15 protein-coding genes and 1 pseudogene are annotated in these 20177 nt (G+C 33.8%); 13 read left to right on the top strand and 3 right to left on the bottom strand.

What is annotated here, in order from left to right:
* The first annotated feature begins 445 nt into the window (after positions 1 to 445).
* From queC to MWH25_RS04100, 10 genes and pseudogenes are all read left to right on the top strand, one after another.
* Positions 446 to 1123 (top strand): 7-cyano-7-deazaguanine synthase QueC, encoded by a 678-nt coding sequence (gene queC, locus MWH25_RS04145; RefSeq protein ID WP_248626171.1) that lies wholly within the window; start codon positions 446 to 448, stop codon positions 1121 to 1123.
* Between the two features lie 142 nt (positions 1124 to 1265).
* Positions 1266 to 1730, top strand: coding sequence for a 6-pyruvoyl trahydropterin synthase family protein (locus MWH25_RS04140; RefSeq protein WP_248626169.1), 465 nt, complete (start codon positions 1266 to 1268; stop codon positions 1728 to 1730).
* Between the two features lies 1 nt (position 1731).
* Positions 1732 to 2478 (top strand): radical SAM protein, encoded by a 747-nt coding sequence (locus tag MWH25_RS04135; protein WP_248626167.1) that lies wholly within the window; start codon positions 1732 to 1734, stop codon positions 2476 to 2478.
* Between the two features lies 1 nt (position 2479).
* On the top strand, positions 2480 to 3292 hold the full coding sequence (folE2, locus tag MWH25_RS04130; RefSeq protein WP_248626165.1) for a GTP cyclohydrolase FolE2: 813 nt from the start codon (positions 2480 to 2482) through the stop codon (positions 3290 to 3292).
* Between the two features lie 137 nt (positions 3293 to 3429).
* A complete protein-coding gene (gene larAH6 / locus MWH25_RS04125) occupies positions 3430 to 4680 on the top strand; it encodes a nickel-dependent malate racemase, LarAH6 family (RefSeq protein ID WP_248626163.1) in 1251 nt (416 codons plus the stop codon).
* A gap of 615 nt (positions 4681 to 5295) precedes the next feature.
* Entirely contained in the window at positions 5296 to 6402 is a 1107-nt protein-coding gene (ddlA, locus tag MWH25_RS04120; RefSeq protein WP_248626161.1) for a D-alanine--D-alanine ligase, read from the top strand.
* A 379-nt stretch (positions 6403 to 6781) separates the two neighbouring features.
* Positions 6782 to 8158 (top strand): annotated as a pseudogene (gene mtbB, locus MWH25_RS04115) ([dimethylamine--corrinoid protein] Co-methyltransferase).
* A 114-nt stretch (positions 8159 to 8272) separates the two neighbouring features.
* Entirely contained in the window at positions 8273 to 8917 is a 645-nt protein-coding gene (locus MWH25_RS04110; RefSeq protein ID WP_248626159.1) for a methyltransferase cognate corrinoid protein, read from the top strand.
* A 451-nt stretch (positions 8918 to 9368) separates the two neighbouring features.
* The gene (locus tag MWH25_RS04105) at positions 9369 to 10508 is read left to right on the top strand and encodes an ammonium transporter (RefSeq protein ID WP_248626157.1); all 1140 of its coding nucleotides are present in this window, start codon (positions 9369 to 9371) and stop codon (positions 10506 to 10508) included.
* A gap of 406 nt (positions 10509 to 10914) precedes the next feature.
* The gene (locus tag MWH25_RS04100; RefSeq protein WP_248626155.1) at positions 10915 to 12195 is read left to right on the top strand and encodes a PocR ligand-binding domain-containing protein; all 1281 of its coding nucleotides are present in this window, start codon (positions 10915 to 10917) and stop codon (positions 12193 to 12195) included.
* Between the two features lie 804 nt (positions 12196 to 12999).
* On the opposite strand, the gene MWH25_RS04095 is transcribed toward MWH25_RS04100, so the two are convergent.
* The 3 genes from MWH25_RS04095 to MWH25_RS04085 all read right to left on the bottom strand — a co-directional run bounded on the left by MWH25_RS04095 (position 13000) and on the right by MWH25_RS04085 (position 16799).
* Positions 13000 to 13221, bottom strand: coding sequence for a zinc ribbon domain-containing protein (locus MWH25_RS04095; protein WP_248626153.1), 222 nt, complete (start codon positions 13219 to 13221; stop codon positions 13000 to 13002).
* Positions 13222 to 13330: 109 nt separating this feature from the next.
* Positions 13331 to 15175: a group II intron reverse transcriptase/maturase gene (gene ltrA / locus MWH25_RS04090; protein ID WP_248626151.1), complete on the bottom strand. Its 1845-nt coding sequence runs from the start codon at positions 15173 to 15175 to the stop codon at positions 13331 to 13333.
* A 706-nt stretch (positions 15176 to 15881) separates the two neighbouring features.
* Positions 15882 to 16799: a transposase gene (locus MWH25_RS04085; protein ID WP_248626149.1), complete on the bottom strand. Its 918-nt coding sequence runs from the start codon at positions 16797 to 16799 to the stop codon at positions 15882 to 15884.
* Positions 16800 to 16926: 127 nt separating this feature from the next.
* Here MWH25_RS04085 and MWH25_RS04080 point away from each other — a divergent pair, with 127 nt between their 5' ends.
* The 3 genes from MWH25_RS04080 to MWH25_RS04070 all read left to right on the top strand — a co-directional run bounded on the left by MWH25_RS04080 (position 16927) and on the right by MWH25_RS04070 (position 19975).
* Entirely contained in the window at positions 16927 to 17130 is a 204-nt protein-coding gene (locus MWH25_RS04080; RefSeq protein ID WP_282706877.1) for a DUF6471 domain-containing protein, read from the top strand.
* A gap of 202 nt (positions 17131 to 17332) precedes the next feature.
* Positions 17333 to 19144 carry an ASKHA domain-containing protein gene (locus MWH25_RS04075; protein WP_248626145.1) on the top strand — a complete coding sequence of 604 codons (1812 nt, stop codon included), beginning with the start codon at positions 17333 to 17335 and terminating at the stop codon, positions 19142 to 19144.
* Between the two features lie 21 nt (positions 19145 to 19165).
* A complete protein-coding gene (locus tag MWH25_RS04070; protein WP_248626143.1) occupies positions 19166 to 19975 on the top strand; it encodes a DUF1638 domain-containing protein in 810 nt (269 codons plus the stop codon).
* Positions 19976 to 20177: the final 202 nt, after the last annotated feature.

Genomic DNA, 20177 nt, shown 5'->3' with positions numbered 1-20177 from the left:
CTCACGGAGAGTTTTTTGGTTTATAAAAACTCGGAGGGATTGAATAATGAACAATTAAAGGCATTGAATATTGAATACTGAATATTGAATAGTAAAAAGCATTGAAGAGCCACTAGTAGGTAATTACAAGTTTAAAGCGAGGATTTATCAGCGGCTCACGGAGAGTTTTTTGGTTTATAAAAACTCGGAGGGATTGAATAATGAACAATTAAAGGCATTGAATATTGAATAATGAATATTGAATAATTAAAATAAATTGATAGTTGATAGTTAATAAAGCTAATGGACAATTGACAATGAACAATTTAAAAAGTGTTTAGGGCTCTTTGATTCTAAAGGTTTGATCTTTAACTGTCAACTGTAAACTATCAACTGAATTCTAGGTGTTTTTGACTTCAATTATTCAATATTAGATATTAATTGAATTCTAGGTGGGGGGTTATTAATGAAAAAAGCAGTAGTGTTATTTTCAGGAGGTTTAGATTCGACGACAGCTCTGTACTTAGCTAAATCTAAAGGTTACGAAGTTTATGCCTTATCGTTTGCGTATGGTCAACGCCATGACAAAGAGCTAGAATCTGCTCAGCGAGTAGCAGAGGAAGTAGGGGTGGCAGAGCATGTAGTTGTACAGACTGATTTTGGTAGCTTTGGAGGTTCGGCGTTGACTGACGAAGAGATAGATGTTCCGACTGCTAAGGAGGATTCAGATGAGATCCCGGTGACTTATGTACCGGCTCGGAATATGATCTTCTTATCCTATGCTGCATCTTATGCTGAAGTGGTAGGTGCTCAAGATATATTTATTGGGGTCAGTGAGGTTGATTATTCTGGTTATGTAGATTGTCGCCAAGAGTTTATTACAGCGATGGAGAATGCAATCAATCAAGGTACTGTCTGTGCAGTGGAAGAAGGGAAGAAGATTCAGATCCAGACTCCATTTATTGACATGACTAAGGCTGAAGAGATAGAGCTAGGAATGGAGTTAGGGGTTGATTATGGTTTGACTTGGTCTTGCTATCAAGGTGAAGAGTTGGCTTGTGGAGAATGTGATAGCTGTAAATTGAGGCTAGAGGCTTTCGCAGAAGCTGGATATCAGGATCCGGTTGCTTATAAAGCTCAATAGCTTCATAATGGACAATTGACGAAATGTACAATGTACAATTAAAAAGCTTTAAATTTTCTTGCTTTTAAGGGCTTGAACTTTAATTGTAAATTGTAAATTGTAAATTGTAAATTGTACACTGATTTTATAAGGAGGAGAAGGAATGGGTAAATTAAGTATAACTAAAGAATTTACGTGGGATATGGCCCATATGTTGGCAAGCCATCAAGGGTTATGTAAGAATTTACATGGTCATACTTATAAATTACAAGTTGAAGTAACTAGAAATTCTGAACAATTAATTACTGAGTCTGAAGCGGCTGCAGGGATGGTTTTGGATTTTAAAGATTTAAAAAAGTTGGTCAAGCAGGAGATAATTGGCCCGTTTGATCATGCTTTTGTTTATTGGACAGGCTCTTCTGATGCTGTGGAGCATCAGATAGCTGAATTGTTACAAAAAGAAGGTAGAAAGGTTGTTGAAGTCGATTTTAGACCGACTGCTGAAGAGATGGCTGTTTATTTTTTGGAAGTCTTAAATGTTAAGCTTGAAGAGGAAGGAGTCAGGGTATCTAGAGTCAAGGTCTGGGAGACACCGACCAGTTTTGCCGAGATCAGAGAGGATGAATAAGATGAAGACTGAGGAATTTAGAGAGACTAAAATACCGGTAGTTGAAATCTTTAATAGTATTTCTGGAGAAGGGATTTCTGCAGGAGAGGTAGTTACGTTTGTTAGAGTAGCTGGCTGTAATTTGAGGTGTAGTTATTGTGATACTCAATATAGTTATGAGCGAAGTGGAGCAGGGGTCAGTTGGATGTTACCAGAGAAGATAGTTGAGCAGGTGACTGAATTTGGATCACAGCAGGTTATCTGTACTGGTGGTGAACCTTTAGAAGTTGATTATCCTAAGAGGTATCTACCACTTTATCTGGCTGTTAAAGGATTTGCAGTTAGAATTGAGACTAATGGAAGTTGCCCTCTCTACGATAATCAAGAGTTCAGAAGTTTTTTGACTGATAGTACGTTGGCCCAGGTCGATTATACAGTCGATGTCAAGTGCCCTAGTTCTGGAATGGTTGAACATGATCGCTTAGGGGAAAATTTACAAAAATTAGATTCTAAAGATGAATTGAAGTTTGTAGTTGGAAGTCAAGAAGATATTGAGTATGCTGAAGAGGTTATTAGTAATTATAGAGAAGTTTTAGCATCGAATGGTGTAATTATTAATTTTTCTCCAGTAACTGGAGAGATTGAGCCAGCTTATCTGGTCGATTTCTTAACTACTAAAGAAGAATATTTTAATAATAGTGGCTTAAAGGTAAGATTGAGTCTTCAAATTCATAAAATTATTTGGTCAGAAGAGACACGAGGTGTTTAAGATGGAAAATGAAGAAATTAATCAACTAAAAGATATTCAAAACCAAGAAGGAGACTACGGATTTGCGATTAATAAGGTAGGAGTAGATAATCTAACTTATCCAGTTAAGATCAAAGCTCGGAGTGGTGAAGTAATCTCAACAGTTGGGAAGTTTGCTCTGGCTGTTGATTTAGAGAGAAATTTAAAGGGGATTAATATGAGTCGCTTACCAATCTTATTATCGGAGTTAAGAGAGGAGAATTGGATCATTGAGCGATTGAAACCTGATCTAAAAGAGGTACTGAAAATTATGCAGCAGAAAATGGAAGTCAAAGATGCTTATTTAGATTTAGAGTTTGATTATTTTATGGATAAAGAAGCTCCAGTCTCTGATTTTACAGGGTTAGTACCTTATAAATGTGGGTTGGAGACTTCATTACAGGAAGATGATTATGATCTTGTTTTGCAGGTAGAGGTTGCAGTTACTACGTTATGTCCTTGTTCCAAAGAGATCAGTGCTTACTCAGCTCACAATCAACGTGGTTATGTTCAGGTTGCTGTTAGATATACAGGTTCAATTTGGATTGAGGAGTTGATTGAATTGGTAGAAGAAGTAGCCAGTTGTGAGGTTTATTCGATTTTGAAACGGGAAGATGAAAAGTATATCACAGAAAAAGCTTATCGTAATCCACGCTTTGTTGAGGATATAGTCCGTCTAGTAGCAGAAAAATTGGATCAAAAAGAAGAGGTTACTTGGTTTCGAGTCAGCAGTAAGCATCAAGAATCAATCCATCCTCATGATGCCTATGCTGTTTTAGAAAAGTGGAAGAAATAGACTGAGTTTAAGGCTGAGGTTGAGGTTAAGTTAACTATTGAGAAGATAGGGATTTAGTTCTTGCATGGTGTTTTGGATTTTGAATTGTAAATTATTCAATATTAATTATTAAATGTTTTTTTGGGGGGGATTGGAAAATGAAATTAAAGTATGGAAGGGAAAAACTTGAGTTTGATGATGAGCGTTTGCCGTCAGTTAAAATATTAGAGCCTAATGAACGACAAGGATTGGTCAAGCCATTAGATGCAGTTAGGGAGAGGTTGAAGAATCCATTAGGGGCCAAACCACTAACAGAACTAGTTAAGCAGAAAGCTCCTGAGCAGGTTGTAATAGTGGTTAATGATGTTAGTCGTCCGACACCTTATCAACACTTATTGCCACCATTGCTAGCAGAATTGGAGGAGGCAGGAGTGACAAAAGAAGAGATAATTTTTGTGATTGCTACTGGGATCCATGATCCTAATACTGCCGAGGAAAATGAAGAAATTTTTGGTGAGTGGTTAGCAGAAGGATATCAGTTTGTATCTCATAGTCCTGATCAAGATTTGGTTGATCTAGGTCAACTGAGCTCAGGTAATCAATTACAGGTTAATCGAAGAGCTGTGGAAGCTGATCTTTTAATTACAATTGGGGTGATTGCTCCGCACTATTTTGCAGGATTTTCTGGAGGGAGAAAGTCGATCCTACCAGGGATTGCAGGGCGAGAGAGTATTCAATTTAACCATTCACAAATGGTTGAGCTACTTGGGGATTTACCACCGGTAGTAGAGAATCCAGTTAATTTAGAAATGATTGAGGCAGCTAGGAAGGCTGAGGTCGATTTTATCTTGAATGTAGTGACTAATAGTAAAAAGGAGATTGTTGAGGTAGTCGCTGGGGATTTAGAAGAGGCTTGGTATGCTGGAGTTGAGACTTCAGCTCAGATGTATCATGTACCAATTGATAAGCAAGCTGACCTTGCTTTGGTCAGTGCGGGAGGTTATCCAAAAGATATAAATATCTATCAAGCTCAAAAGGCGTTAGATAATGCTAATGCTGGGGTTAAACCTGGAGGAACTATTATCTTGTTAGCAGAGTGTAGCTCCGGTTTAGGGGAGGATGTCTTTGTTGAATGGGTCAATACTTCCCAACAACCGGAGGATAATATAGAAAGGATTAAAGAAAAATTTGTACTTGGTGGACATAAAGCCTTTGCAATCAGTAAAGTGGTGATGGATAAAGAGTTTATACTGATCTCTGGACTTGATGAAGAGCTATCTGAAGCTTTATTTGCTAAGAAGGTGGATTCAATTGATGAGGCGTTAGCTTATGTTGAAGAAAAGCATGGTGCAGATTATCAGACGATTATTATGCCCCAAGGTGGTTTGACCGTTCCTGTAAATAGATAAGCTTAGAAGAAGTTTTGACTTAAATGACAAGCTTTTTCTAAGATAGCAGGTTTTTCTTTAATTGCTCCTGGTTTATCAACTGGATTATGGAGTAATTCAGTATCATATTATTTGTAATTTAAGATAAGAATAGTCTAAAAAGGAATTAACATAATTATCTATAAATAAAATTTATTAAGGAGTTAAATTTTAAACTATAAAAATAACTTTTGTCAACTTCTCGGCACTAGAAGTACCGAGCTTGTTAAATAATAAACCATGCTCAGCATAGTCTATTAACAAGATTCGCACCTTCTTAAACCTACAAGTGGGTGATTCGGGATTAAGAAAGTTACAGGGCAGTTGACTAAAAAATCCTATCCCTACTGTAAAGACAATAGGGGCTACAGATTACTCTATATGCTACATTTGAGTAGCTACACGATACCTTGAATATTTTACACTTTGAAGGTATTAGTCAAAGCAACTCCATATATTCACTTGTGTTTTTATTATATCTTAAAAAACAAACTTTTCAACAGAAAGGAGTTGAAAAAGCCGTTTTCCTCCCTGCGCTAGAAGTGATAGGGTTTCCAATGGCTAAATTCTATGATTAAATAAATTGGAGGGATTGAATTGACAAAGGTTAGAGTAGGAGTTCTTTTTGGAGGTAAGTCTGCTGAACATGAGGTTTCTCTTCAATCGGCTAAAAATGTGATTGAAGCTATGGATCAAGAAAAATATGAGATTGTCTTAATTGGAATGGATAAACAAGGACGGTGGTATCTTAAAGAAGATTTAGAATTTCTGTTAAATACTACCGAATCTACACAGATTAAGTTAAGTAAATCAAATGATGAAGTTGCCTTGATTTTAGGAGAAGGAACAGAACAGTTAGTTACTATTAATGACTTTAAAGTTTTAGAAGAGCTAGATGTAGTCTTTCCAATTCTGCATGGCCCTTATGGAGAAGATGGTACAGTACAAGGATTATTTAAACTGGTAGATCTTCCTTTTGTTGGGGCTGACGTTTTGGGGTCAGCTGTAGGGATGGATAAGGATGTAATGAAAAGATTACTGCGAGATGCAGGAATTTCAATTGCAGATTTTTTAATGTATCATCGCATTGAGCAAGAAAAGATTGATTTTACAGAAGTAAAAGATAGGTTAGGAATGCCAGTCTTTATTAAGCCTGCTAATCTTGGTTCTTCAGTAGGGATTAGTAAGGCTGCTGATCAAGCTGAGTTTGAGCAAGCAGTAAAGATAGCATTTGAATTTGACAATAAAATTATTATTGAAGAAGCGATTGAAGGAAGAGAGATTGAATGTTCTGTTCTTGGTAATCAAGAACCGATTGCTTCAGTACCTGGAGAGATACTTCCTAAAGAAGGGTTTTATTCTTATGAAGCTAAGTATATAGATGAAAGTGGAGCGGCTTTAGAGATGCCAGCAAAACTTACTGATGAAATGATAGAGCAGGTACAAGAGTGTGCAGTTGAATCATTTAAAGTACTTTGTTGTCAGGGAATGGCAAGGGTTGATGTCTTTATCCAAGAAGATAATGAAATAATTGTTAATGAAATTAATACCATTCCTGGCTTTACTAAAATCAGTATGTATCCTAAGTTGTGGGAGATAAGTGGGATCTCTTATTCAGAGTTAATCGATAAATTGATTGAGTTAGCTATTGAGCGGTATAAGAATGAAAAGAAATTAAAGACGTCTTTTGATTTTGAGGAATAAGTTAAAGATTGGTTTATAAATCATATTCGTTTGAATATAATTCAAGGTGATAATAACTGTGTTTTTGATTGTGGAGCAGGATATTATTAAAGTTTATTATAAAAACTCTAATCCATTTATAAATGGATTAGAGTTTTTGGTTTTTAGAGAAAAATGTTACTTTTATTAATAATTTAACTTGACTATTAGTATATTATTATATAGCTTACTTACCTAATGAATACTTTTAATTAATTCTCAATTGTTTTAAAAGGGGGGGGATAATCTCAAAGTTTGTTGTAGTTTTTGGCTTGGTTTTATTGTTTAGGTTCTATTTAAGAAGTTAAAGCTTTTAAAACAGATTTCCACTAAAATTTGATTGAGCAAAGGAGGAGAAAGAATGGTTCAAACAAGACTAGGAGATGGCTCTACAATAGAAATGACAGAAGAAGAAATTAGAGCTGATATAGAAAGAGGAGTTGAAGATGCTACTGATCGAGCTAATATAGACTCTCTTTCTGAGGATGAAATTGATAGGTTAGCTGATATATATACAAGACCTAATAAATTTGTAAGTGTTGAGACTGGTAACGAATTGGTATTAACCTTTGATGAAGGTTCTGTAAAGTTAAAAAGATTAGCTGTTTCAATCGGTAGAATTCCTGATTTACAGCTATATGAAAGGGCATTCTGTTCCGATACTGCAGAAATGGCTCATATTGATTACAGTTATAAGCCAATAAAGCCTATAATAGCTGAGGAACAAATAGAAATGGAACAAGCTTTATTGACTACAGTATTACCAGTTTTTTATGGAGCAATGCCTAATCTATCATTGTATAGTCAACCAGATGGGTCGTTTCCAAACCCAGCCGAATTGTTGCCAAAAGGGAAAATTAAGGAAGCACAAGAAGCTTATGAAGGAATGGTAGAGCACGCTATAAGTGATATGGTCTTTGTTGCAAGTAAGATGTATGAGGCAGGAGCAGATGGAATCAACTTTGATACGACTGGCTCTGCCGGGGAACCAGATTTCTTAGCTACATTAAGAGCTACAGAGATCTTAAAGGAAAAGTATCCTGATATCAGTATTGAGATGGGAATGTCAGGAGAGTTTGTTTTAGGAATGCATGGAGAGATAGAATATGATGGTGTTAACTTAGCAGGATTATATCCACATGAGCAGGTGAAATTAGCTGAAAAAGCTGGAGCTGACATCTTTGGTGGAGTAGTTAATATCAACAGTAGTGAGACAATTCCTTGGAATATAGGAAGAACTGTTACTATGATGAAGGCGTGTGCTGAAGTAGCTAATATTCCTGTACACGCTAATGTAGGTATGGGTGTAGGAGGTGTACCTATCGTTGAAACTCCTCCAGTTGACTCTTTAAGTAGAGCTTCTGCTGCACTAGCTGAGGTTGGTAAGTTAGATGGGTTGTAGGTAGGTGTAGGTGACCCTAACGGTATGGTCATCAGTCACGCATTGGCTTCGGGCATGGGTGGAGTACGTACTGCCGGAGATCTGGTAGCACGCATGCAAATGACCGAGAATATGCGTTTAGATGAAGCAAAAGAGTATGTTGCTGGCAAATTAGGAGTAGATGTAAAAGAACTTACTGATCCAGTAATTATGGATGAGGTAAGAAAAGAATTAAATATTGGTCGAGTTCAACCTGGTGCTGGTAATGCTAAAGGAATGGAAGCTAAGTTTAATGTTGCCAAGTTGCTTGATATTAAGATTAATTCTGTAGAGAAGTTTAAAAGTAAGACTTCTTAATTAAGAACAGATGACTGATAGAAGAAATTAGCTAATCAGAAGGATATAAAGATTATTCAGTTGGCTTAAGGTATAAATACTTAGATTTAAGAATAAATGTCAGGAGGGATTTTTGTGAGTAATGAACTTTTTAAAAAGGCGGCTGATGCAATTTGTGATGCTAATGTAGATAAAGCAGAAGAGCTTGCTCAAACTGCACTTGATGAGGGAATTGATCCTTTAGAAATGATTGAAAAAGGATTTACTGCTGGAATTAATGAGGTTGGTAGATTGTTTGATAGAGGTGAATTATTTTTACCTCAGTTGATGGGTTGTGCTGAGGCAATGAAACAAGGTACTGCTGTTTTACAGGAGGTAGCTGCTGAACAAGGTGGAGATGAAGCAGAGGCTATTAAGATTGTATTAGGAACAGTACAAGGTGATGTTCATGATATAGGAAAAGGAATCGTTGCTTCTATATTAGAAGCAAATGGAATTCAAGTCTTTGATTTAGGAACAGATGTTCCTATTGAAGATTTTATTGCTAAGGCTAAAGAAGTTGATGCTGATATTATCGGAACTAGTGCACTATTGACTACTACTATGGGAGAAAATGAAGAATTATTGAGTACTTTAGAGGAAGAAAACTTACGTGATGAATTCAAGGTAATGGTTGGTGGTGGACCAGTTACAAAACGCTTTGCAGAAAAGATTGGAGCAGATGGTTATGCAGAAAATGCTAATGAAGCAGTAACTATAATTAGAGAGATAGTAGGTTAATATTTAATATATTAAACAATAGATCATGTCTTTATTGACTGCTAGTGATACTTTATTAGGCAATGATAAGCATTGTGCTAATTATATTAAGGTAGTTCAAGGTTGAACTTTAGAAAATTAAAAAAATTAAATGGGCAGCCTTTTTAGTGTCTGCCCATTTGATTTTTTATAGAGTCTTCTCAGCTAAAAGAAAATATTGGAAGGTGAAATATTTAATCGTAGGATGCTTTGTAAATATTGATGGTCTAAGGGTTTGTGGTTTTATGAATTTCAATTATCAATTATCAATTGTCAATTGTACATTGTACACTAAGACGGGGGTGCAGAGAAATTTAGTTATCTGTGAAGTACCGTAGTGATAGGCTTAAATTTAGCAAATGATTTTTATTACGGAAAGTCTAATAAGACTTGTAGGGAGAGTACTGTTTATAAAAGCAGGAGGTTATATATTATGAAAAGAAAATCGGTTTCTACTTTAGTGGGTATATTATTAATAATATTTCTTTTTAGTTCTATAGCTGTTGCCTCTGTAGAGCAAAGCCAAGCTGAGTTATTTCAGTATCACCGAGGTCAAGATGTCTTCTTTATGTTTATGCTAGTAGCATTTTTAATGTTATTTATTAAAAGGTTTGAGTGGGGAGTTTGTTTAGTAACTTTACTTACTTTATCGGTTGCCTTTCCAATTTATATACTTATACAAAAGAATTTATTTGGTTTTAATTGGAGTATTGAGTTGATTATTGCTGGAGTTTTTAGTGCGATTACTTTAATAATTGCAGCAGGAGTAATATTTGGACATGTTAAAATATCGCATTTCATACCGCTGAGTATTTTCTTTGTCCCGGCCTATATCCTTAATGAATGGTTTCTTTTTACTTATTTAGAAGGTGTTGCAGATAGTGGCGGCTCAATTTTAGTTCATATGTTTGCTGCTTACTGGGGTTGGGGAGTAATCATGGCTTTACAGAGAAAAGAAGTTAATGAAGCTTCCATGGACGCTACTACCCATAGTATTTCCTTTGTTTGGTTAGCAAGTATGTTACTTTGGGTATTATGGCCATCCTTTACTACAGCTTTATTACCTCCAGAGTTAATCATTTCAGGTATGACAACTACTTATTTAGCTTTAATGGCATCTACTTTAGTTTCATTTTTGGTGATTAAGATACTTAAAGGTGAGGTTGATCCATTAGTTTATACATATGCTTTATTATCTGGTGGTGTAGCTATTGGTTCTACGGTTGATCTTGTTGGCCCTGGAACTGCTTGGTTAATTGGAGCAGCGGCAGGGGTTATTTCTAGTTTATGTTTCCTTTATTTTGATGGGTGGCTTAGAGAAAAGACTAATCTTACTGATACAATGGGAGTCAATAACTTACACGGTATACCAGGAGTTTTTGGAGGTTTAATGGCCATTCCTATTGTAGGAACAGTTCAAATTCATGCTATAATTGGTGGCTTTATAATTCCGTTAGTTACTGGATTAATTGCTGGAATTATTATTAAAACTTTAGGAAAACCACAGATACTGCTTGATGATGCTGAAATTTTTGATCTAGATATTGATTTAGAGCGGACACAACAAAGGTAAAGAAGGTTTAATCTAAGATAAATTTATAAATCAAAATTTAGTTTAATTTCTGAAACCCCATATATAAATTTTTTTATAATACATATAGTTAGCACAAAAAAGAGTAGAATTATGAAGTTGAATTGATTAATTTCGACAGAAAATTATTTTTAATATTATTAAACTTAACTAAACAATTTTGAATGAGAATAACAGAAGTTAATTATAGAATTTATCTGTGTAAGCTGAAGGTGAATTCAATTGGTTCTAATTACTATATATAGATTGATTTGAAATTATAGTAGTAATAATATTAAATTGGGATAAAAATAATTGATTTAAAGTTAATAAATTTTTTTATCAATTTTAGAAGGGAATTTATCAACTAAGCTAAAATATTAAATTAAAGAAGGAGGGTATTAATTAAATGGATGGAGAGATAGAAAAAAGAGATCTATATGATTTAATAGAAAATTATAGCTTAGTTACTAATGTTGGTTGTAAAGTTTTTGATAATAAAGGTAATATGATTACTGAAATTTCAATGGGAAATGAATCTTCTTTTTGTGAACTAGTTTATAGTTGTGAACAGGGAAAAAAGGACTGTAAACAGTCATATTTTGATGGAGGTTTACAAGCAGAAAAGTTAGGGGAAGCTTATATTTATTCTTGCCCTTATGGATTGGTTAATTGGGCCGTTCCAATCTTGGAGAATAAGAAGTTGAAATATTTTTTAACGGGAGGTCCAATCTTAATCTATCAAATAAATGATCTATTGTTGAAGAATATAGTTAAACAAAACCCAGTATTAGAAGGTAAGGTTGATCAAATTAAGGCTAGCTTAAATAAATTGACTAAAGTAGATACTGTAAGAGTTCGGCATTTAGCTGAAATGTTGATGCGCTTGGCTAAAGGGTTAATGGTTGATAATATTGATGAGTTAAAAAAGAGAAGAGAGCTTAATGAAATTAATGCTAGAATTGCTGAAACTGTTCATAGTTTAAAGAAAGATAATGAAGGGAATGAAATCCTATATCCTTTTGAAAAAGAAAATGAACTGATCTCTAAAGTTAAATTGGGTGATAAAGAAGGAGCTAAAGAGATTTTAAATGAAATTTTAGGGTTTATTTATTTTCAAACCGGTAGTAAATTTGAAATGGTAAAGTCAAAAACAATAGAGTTAATGGTTATTTTAGCTAGAGCATCGATTGAGATTGGAGCCGATCTAGAAGTGATTTTTGGATTAGAGTATATTTATTTAGAAGAGATAAATAAAGTTGGAGATATTAATGAACTCTCTGGATCTTTAGCTAAAGTTTTAGATAGATTTATAGAAGCAACTTTTGTGTTAAAGAATGTTAAAAATAAAGATATTATTCGTCGAGCGATGAAGTATATTAGAGAAAATTATGATGAAAACATTAATTTGGATCAAGTAGCTTCAGAAGTTGGTCTCAGTGCTGCTTATTTTAGTAAGTTATTTAAAGAAGAATTAGATATTACTTATACAGATTATTTAAATAGAGTTAGAATTGAAGAAGCAAAGAAATTATTAGAAAAAGAATATTCCTTGGCTGATATTGCTCAGATGAGCGGATTTAATGATCAGAGTTATTTTTCTAAAGTATTTAAGAAGTTTGAGGGAGTTTCACCTGGTAGATGGAGATGTGGGAGTAGTGAAGGAAGAATTAAAGCACAAGAAAGATAAAATTGACGCTCCACGGAGCAAGCTCACGTGGATTCCTCATTCCTAGAAACGAGCCTATTTCTGCTTAACATCAAGTGTTAAGTAAGAAATTAGGTCTTACAGTTTCTCCAGAGGCTTAGAATCCCGTACGCCCTACGGTACTGACGATTAAGGAATTCTGATACCTTGAATATTTTACCTACGTGTCTTAACAGACACTTCGTAATAAATTCGCAATAGAGGAGCTTGGTTATCGCTTCAATTCCTATTGCAACTTCATATATTCAGTTTTTAGATTTACCTTAACTTATTAGTAGTATATCATATTTTTAAAATAATATCGAATTATTTTAAAAATAGCACTTACATCCCGAGGGCAAGCCCATCGGGTTTTACGTGCAAATTCTATAACGTAATATTAATAAGGATTATTAAGGGAGTAAGGATGTCTTTTATCATCTTTACTCCCCTGGTTTTATAATTTAGAGAAGGTATTGTAATCAGTAAACTTTAATCTTGAGTCTCCTCAACTAAAAGGAAATATTGGAAGACTGATTATTTAGTCTCAGGATGTTTTCCAACTATTGATGGTCTAAGGGTTTGTGGTTTTATGATTTTGAATTATCAATTATCAACTGTCAATTAGACGGGGGGGCAGAGAAATTTATTTATCTGTGAAGCATGTATTGACATTCCTCGGGGCAAGCCCACGAGGATTCCTTATTCATAGAGAATTGCCTACTTAAAGCATACCAAATGGTAGATTAAGCAGGTCTTACGCTCTCTCCAAAGGCGTAAATTCCTGTCAGCCCGACAGTATATAGGCTATCTTATACCTAATTCTAATTTACCTTGTTTTAAAAGGTTTAAACTAGCATTTTCATCCCTATTCCATGTTGCTCCACAACTACAAGTCCAAGTGTGAACTGATAGGTCTTTTACTTTAGGATTTTTAGCACCACATTTAGAACAAGTTTGACTACTAGCAAAAAATCTATCTACTTTGTGCAATGTACAATCATACCACTTACTTTTATATTCAAGCATTGTGATAGAGATAGGTAAGCCTTCAATAGTAATATTACCTATTTCCAGCCTTTCCCCCTCTTCACACCTAGCGTGAGATTTTCAAACTCACTAGGCGTTCCATCATAGTCTAAGTTAGTTCGATACAATCATTTCCTGCCTTAGCTCGAAGTTTGTTGAGTTTACTCAGGGCATCTTCATCAAGAATCCCTTTCACCTTATCATAGTAGAGTTTAATTGTTTCTTCTTTAGTAGCGTGGATTAACTTGTGTATATCTTTCTTAACTAGACACAAGTTTCTATAAGTGTCCTTACCACCTAATTTTCGTGGTTTCTTGTGATGACACTCTATATCTCCAATAAACAAAGGAAATCCAGTAATAAAACAACAACCATTTTGACCAGAGTATCTGGCAATACGGTTATCATTGTATTTAGTAGTTTCACCTCTTACTGGATTCTCTACTAAGTATTTTTGTACTACTGGTGATACACTTTTAAGTTTCTTGTGTATCTTTTCCCTTCTTTCTTTGGTGTAATCACATATTCTCTGTGAAAAGTGCATAGGAATATTAAAGGTTACACCTGTAATTGGAAATATTCTGATTCCTGCTACATAATAAGGTTTATAGTTATACTTTCCATAAAACTTTTTGAAAGCTCTTGATTCAATACCTTTTTCACTTAAATCCGAGCTAAGTCGGTTCTCGATATTTTTATTAACTAAGAAGGCTATATCTCTAAAATCATGTGAAACCATTGTAGCCATAGAATAATAGTTCTGCATTCCAAGTATCATTGAATTTAGTTTTGATACTTGTTTAACAGTAGTTTCTTCATTAATTCTTTTAATTTGGTGTTTCAGCTTATCAGCTATCTTCTTTTTAACACCATTGGCTACTCTAGATTTACATACATATTCATTACTTTTCTTCCTAACTTTGAGTTTAATACCCAAGAATTCAGTATAAGTCCTTTTAAGGTTAGTAATTTTAGTTTTCTTTTTACTAACTTCAAGGTTAAGTCTTTCCTTTAGCCACTTGATTGTGGCTACTTTAATCTTACTGGCTGTTTCATAATCTCTACACATAATCTTGAAGTCATCAGCATATCTGACTATATATATTTCTTTAAGGTTTGATTTCCTTAATGCCCTGTATTTACTTTTGCTTTTACTGTATTTGTAGTCTGATTTAAAGGTTTCCCATTGATTAGATAACCACCAATCTAATTCATTTAAAACTATATTTGATAGTAAAGGTGAGATAATTCCACCTTGAGGTGTACCTTTATTTGGGATTCCTTCACCTTCAATTTCTGCTTTAAGCATCGCACCAAGTATTGATATTAATTTTTTATCTTTAATTCCCATTGACCATAATTGTTTCTTTAACTTACTGTGGTCAACATTATCAAAGAAAGATTTAATATCAATATCAACTGAGTAATGAAGTTTACTCCTATTCATTAAAGTTGATATTCTTGCTATTGCATGTTTGGTGCTACGATTAGGTCTAAAACCGTATGAGTGCTTATGAAACTTAGCTTCACAAATAGGCTCTAAGACCTGTTTCATACATTGTTGGATAAGTCTATCTTCCATTGTAGGAATACCTAAAGGTCTTTTTCTACCATCAGGTTTAGGAATGTAAACTCTTCTAACAGGTTGAGGTTTATAATATTCTAATTTGTTTCTTACATAGTCAACCAATTTTTGAGTAGTCCATTGTTCCAAGTCCTCTATAGTAGTATTGTTAGTTCCTCTAGTCTTACTACCTGTATTCCTTTTAATATTACGATAAGCAAGTAAAATATTTTTCCTTGAAGTTATGTGTTGCATTAAGTTCTTAAAATCGTAACCTTTTTGACTATACTTATACAGTTTATCCTGTATCGTTTGGGTATCATAATACTCATTATTCCTTAGTTTTTGTTTCTTAGGATACTCAACATAATTCTCTGCTAATGCAGTCATAAGTCGGCTAAAACCTCCTTTTGAAAAGAGACTTCGCCTTTCTTAGTCTCACGAAGAACCTTATGCTAAAAATGATATATCTTATAACTTAGAATATTGACTATTGGCTATCCCTAACTCTACATTACTAGAGTATTATCGGTTAATGCCAACACTATCACTAACATTAAGGTATGTTATTAAAATCTTCCATACCACCATTTCATCGGTATTAAGACCTCCATGTTGTTAGCTTCCTTTGTTCCAAAAGACCTTACCTGTACATATACCCTTAGATTTCTCCTCTGAGCCTGTATGTTCCACTTTGGTATGGATATACACCCTGTAAGTGTATAAGGATTTTCATAGTTTACAATCTTACTAACCCCACATACCTCAAACTATTGTTGATATAATCATTTCTGATTATTAATATTTTAGACCCGTACTTCCAGAGATTCGTCAGTACCTTGTGGTACATACTAATCATAGGTATTTTATAGACGACCAAGTTATCTTAACCTTACCTATCTCTAGGTACATTTCCTCTTAGCAAAGCTAAGTTAGGGGTTAATCTCACTTGACTTCACCGAGCTTATTACATTTCATTACTTAATTAACCAAATGCAATTCGGAGTATTATCGACAGCCCTTCAAGGCGTTACCCTCTCATTTGACTATTTAGGTCTCTTAGTTCTAATTATCTTCCGATAACTAGGCTAAACTTTTAATTTAGCAACAAGTCGCACGTAAACATATTCCAAGCACAATCAGAGATATGTTTTGCTAGTTTAGAATTTTTTAGCATACCCTTCACATTTAAATTCTCTATGACTAGCAGTTGATTCTCCTTAACTAATCTAGTGGATAGTTTGTGAAGGAAGTCTTTACGAACATTCTTAATTTTAGTATGAACTTTAGCAATTTTCTTTTTAAGTTTATGCCAATTATTGCTACCTTCTTCTTTACGAGCTAATCTTTTTTGAAGTTTAGCTAATTTATCTTCGTATTTAGATAGATGTCTAGGATTTGAGATATGTTCTCCATTAGAGGTAGTTAAGAAATCTTTAATTCCTAAATCTAATCCTAGTTCACCTTGATTATTGTTAACAACTGTTTTTAGAATTTGTCTAACATTAATTGAGATATAATATTTACCTGTCCTAGATTTAGAAACTGTTACATTATTAATTTTACCCTTAACTTCTTTAGATTTAGCAAACTTAACCCAAGATAGTTTAGGTAATTTGATGTAGTTTTCTTTGATTTCAATATTTGTACTACCACTAGGTCTGATAAATTTTTGAGTTCTGTATGATAGTCTGGCACTTTTTTTAGATTTGAATTTAGGATAATTATATTTACCACTAAAGAAATTCTTAAAAGCTCTATCTAGGTCTTTAAGGCTTTGCTGTAATGCTATACTATCAACTTCTTTAAGCCACTCATATTCTTTTTTTAGTTGAGGCAGTTGTCTGGAATATTTAGTATATGATTGATAATTTTCTTCTTTAGCTTTTGCTAAAAATTCGTTGTAAATGAATCTAGAACAACCTATCGTTTTATCTATTAACTCTTGCTGTTCTTGATTAGGATAAATTCTAAACTTATATGCTTTGTTAATTGGTTTGAATTTCTTAATCATTATATTCACCTCCTTTATACTATATAGTTTAATTATATATTATTTTTTTAAATTATCAAGTATATATTTAAATTAATTTGACAATCTTTAAACTTATAAGTATAATTATTTATAGGAGGTGTCTATTTTGACTATTAAACAGGAAATTAAATCTTATCTTGCTAGAACAGGTTGGAGCATGACTGATTTAGTTAAGGCTTTAAATGAAAAGCATAATCGTGATGATAGTGTTCAAAATTTAAGTAATAAACTATCAAGAGGTACTATCAAATACAAAGAAGTCAAAGAGATAGCTGATATTATAGGTGCTAAGATTAATTGGGATTTCTAATACAATATTGAATTGCATTAGAAATATTAAAATTCATCCCGAGGGCAAGCCCATCGGGTTTTCTTTTAATAAAATCTATAACAGGCTTTAATTTAGCAAATGACTTTTATTACGGAAAGTCTGATAAGACTTGTAGGGAGAATTATGAAAGGCTATGCCTTGAACTGAGAGCACTAATCTTTATTAAAAGGGGGATTGTTCAATGGATCATCAGGTTGTTGTTTGGCAAAATAATGAAAGAAAAGATTTAATAGTGGAGCAGGGCCAAAATCTCTTAGAAGTATTACATCACAATGATGTTTCTCTAGATACTCCTTGTGGAGGTCAAGGGCATTGTGGTAAGTGTAAGGTGAAAGTTTTATCTGCTCTTCCTCCAGTAAGTTCTAAAGAAGAAGAGCTGTTATCAGATAAAGAAGTAGAAAATGGTATTAGACTAGCTTGCTTAACCAAAGTAACAGTAGATATGGAAGTGGAGATAGATAAGGAAGTAGAACTAGATATTTTGACTGAAGGAATAAATCAAGAGGTTGATTTGGATTCACAAATAAAAAAGTTTGTTTTTGAAATTGAGCAACCGGATTTAGATGATCAACGTGGTTTTTTGACCAGAGTACAAGAAAAAACTAATACAGAAGAAATAACTTTAAAAGCATTGCAGCAATTAGATCAAGTTGATAAAGAGGATTTTTTAACTGCTATAATCAATACTGATAGTCAAGAACTGATTGGAATTGAAGCAGGTAAGAAAGAAGAATTATATGGCATTGCTGTTGATATAGGAACTACTACTGTAGTTTTATATTTAATTGATTTAAATACAGGAGCAGAAGTGGATACTTACTCATTCCATAATCCGCAAAAGGTATTTGGAGCAGATGTGATTTCGAGAGTTAATTATACTTTAGATGATCGGACAAAGGTTGAAGAGATGCAAAATGTATTGATTAAGAAATTTAATGAAGGTGTATTAAGTTTGACTGATCAAAATGAAATTGAAACTGATGATATTTTAACAGTGACTTTTGTAGGTAACACAATCATGTTACATACTTTAGTAGGATTAAGTGGTGAATCGATTGCCAAAGCACCATATACTCCTATCTTTACTGGAGGAGTTGAGCTAGATCCAACTCAGCTGGGAGTTAATATTAATTCGGAGGGAGTAGTTAAGCTGTTACCTTCGATTTCTGGTTATGTAGGTTCGGATATAGTAGGAGATATGTTGGCAGTTGATTTTAATTCTTTTGCTGATAGTTGGAACTTGATCATAGATATTGGAACCAATGGAGAGATGGTTTTAGGCAAGCAAGATAATATTTATGCTTGTTCAACTGCTGCTGGGCCTGCTTTTGAAGGGGCCAAGATTATGTTTGGTGTAGCTGGAATACCTGGAGCAATCTCGAAGTATAAAATTACAGCTGAAGGTGAAATTGAGTATCAGACCATTGCTGAGCAACCTGCTAAGGGTATTTGTGGCTCAGGTTTATTGGATATTGTAGCAGAATTACTTATTACAGGCTTTTTGAATAGTAAAGGAGCTTTTTGTAAAGATGAAGAGTTAGAATCTTGGCAGCAAGAGAGAATGACAGAATATAAAGGCTTTAAATCTTATATAGTCTTAACAGCAGATGAAGCAGGAATTGAAGAGGATATTTTAGTAACGCAGAAGGATATTAGAGAGATTCAATTGGCTAAAGGATCAATAGCAGCAGGGATAGAAGTATTATTAAAGGAAGCAAATATAGACTATGGAATGCTTGACAATCTATATTTAGCTGGAGGATTTGGAAATTATTTAGATCCACATAATGCCTGTGTAATTAATTTATTACCAGAAGAAGTGGAAGATAAGATTATTCAGATTGGTAATGGAGCTGGAATAGGTGCCAAGATGTATCTGATGGATCAAAAGATAACATCCTATGCTGATCAATTGCGGGAGCAGGTTAACTATATAGAATTGTCTTCTAGTCCAGAGTTTCAAACAGAGTTTATGAATTCAATGGAGTTTTAGAAAAAAGGAGGAGGGAAGAAGATGAAGAAGGCAGTTATTTCATGTAGTGTATTTTATAAAGAACTATTAGATCTAATTGGTGATGAGCAGGAGGTAAGGATTGAATTTTTACCACAAGGTTTACATGATATTCCTGACTGTTCACAGATGAAGGGTAAGATCCAAGCTAAGATTGATCAGATTGAGGCTGAAGAAGATTATGATTATATTATCTTAGCTTATGGTTTTTGTAGTGGAGGGGTTGAAGATTTACAGGCGGAGAAAGCAAATTTAGTGGTACCAATGGTCCATGACTGTATTCCATTATTATTAGGGGAGCAAGATATTAAAGGCAATTCAGAGAGTAGTAGAACCTTTTATCTGAGTCGAGGTTGGATTGATTGTAGCGGAGATACTTATAAAAGTTATTTAGCGATGACAGATCAAATGGAGCAATGGGTAGATAAGTTTGAGCAGTATCAACAAGAAGATGAAGATACAATGGTAGAATGGCCTGATTTAGCTCAATATAATACAACAAGGATTTATGATCAAGATATGGCAGAGTATATCAGTTATCAATGCTTGAAGAGCTATCAAATGATCACTTTGATTGATAATAACAATTTGGCCCCGATTCATTATCAATATGCACAAGAGATGTATAGTTTTATAGATCAAATTTTAGAAAAAAATGATGGTCAGGGATTAGGCTATAAGGAAGTTGAAGGCAGCTTAGAATTCTTGAAAAAATTAATCTATTTTGATAAATTAGATGAGACTGAAAGAGAAGAATTATTCTTAATTACTCCGCCTCAAGAACCATTACGACTAGAAAGGCATGTTATTTAAAATGATTTAAATAATAAATAATTAATTTCATATACTATGATTTAAATAAGGAATAAGGAAAATCAAGTTATTAAAAATATTTGATTTGCTGATATTTATTCATGGATTCCTATCCTATGGTTTAATTATTGACAAATTAGTTTTAATGTAGTAAGATAAAACTGGGTTAAGTTAGACGTCTGACGATTATTTTTTGTTAGTA

Origin of the sequence: Natroniella acetigena, assembly GCF_023227745.1 — a bacterium.
GTDB classification, from domain to species: domain Bacteria; phylum Bacillota; class Halanaerobiia; order Halobacteroidales; family Halobacteroidaceae; genus Natroniella; species Natroniella acetigena.
This window is presented reverse-complemented; position numbering and strand designations above follow the sequence as displayed.

Bases quoted from the DNA above. Each gene is read 5' to 3' on its own strand.
- queC (WP_248626171.1), top strand. From the start codon at position 446: ATGAAAAAAGCAGTAGTGTTATTTTCAGGAGGTTTAGATTCGACGACA.
- MWH25_RS04105 (WP_248626157.1), top strand. From the start codon at position 9,369: ATGAAAAGAAAATCGGTTTCTACTTTAGTGGGTATATTATTAATAATA.
- MWH25_RS04095 (WP_248626153.1), bottom strand. From the start codon at position 13,221: ATGCTTGAATATAAAAGTAAGTGGTATGATTGTACATTGCACAAAGTA.
- MWH25_RS04085 (WP_248626149.1), bottom strand. From the start codon at position 16,799: ATGATTAAGAAATTCAAACCAATTAACAAAGCATATAAGTTTAGAATT.
- MWH25_RS04140 (WP_248626169.1), top strand. From the start codon at position 1,266: ATGGGTAAATTAAGTATAACTAAAGAATTTACGTGGGATATGGCCCAT.
- MWH25_RS04075 (WP_248626145.1), top strand. From the start codon at position 17,333: ATGGATCATCAGGTTGTTGTTTGGCAAAATAATGAAAGAAAAGATTTA.
- folE2 (WP_248626165.1), top strand. From the start codon at position 2,480: ATGGAAAATGAAGAAATTAATCAACTAAAAGATATTCAAAACCAAGAA.
- MWH25_RS04070 (WP_248626143.1), top strand. From the start codon at position 19,166: ATGAAGAAGGCAGTTATTTCATGTAGTGTATTTTATAAAGAACTATTA.
- MWH25_RS04100 (WP_248626155.1), top strand. From the start codon at position 10,915: ATGGATGGAGAGATAGAAAAAAGAGATCTATATGATTTAATAGAAAAT.
- larAH6 (WP_248626163.1), top strand. From the start codon at position 3,430: ATGAAATTAAAGTATGGAAGGGAAAAACTTGAGTTTGATGATGAGCGT.
- ltrA (WP_248626151.1), bottom strand. From the start codon at position 15,175: ATGACTGCATTAGCAGAGAATTATGTTGAGTATCCTAAGAAACAAAAA.
- MWH25_RS04135 (WP_248626167.1), top strand. From the start codon at position 1,732: ATGAAGACTGAGGAATTTAGAGAGACTAAAATACCGGTAGTTGAAATC.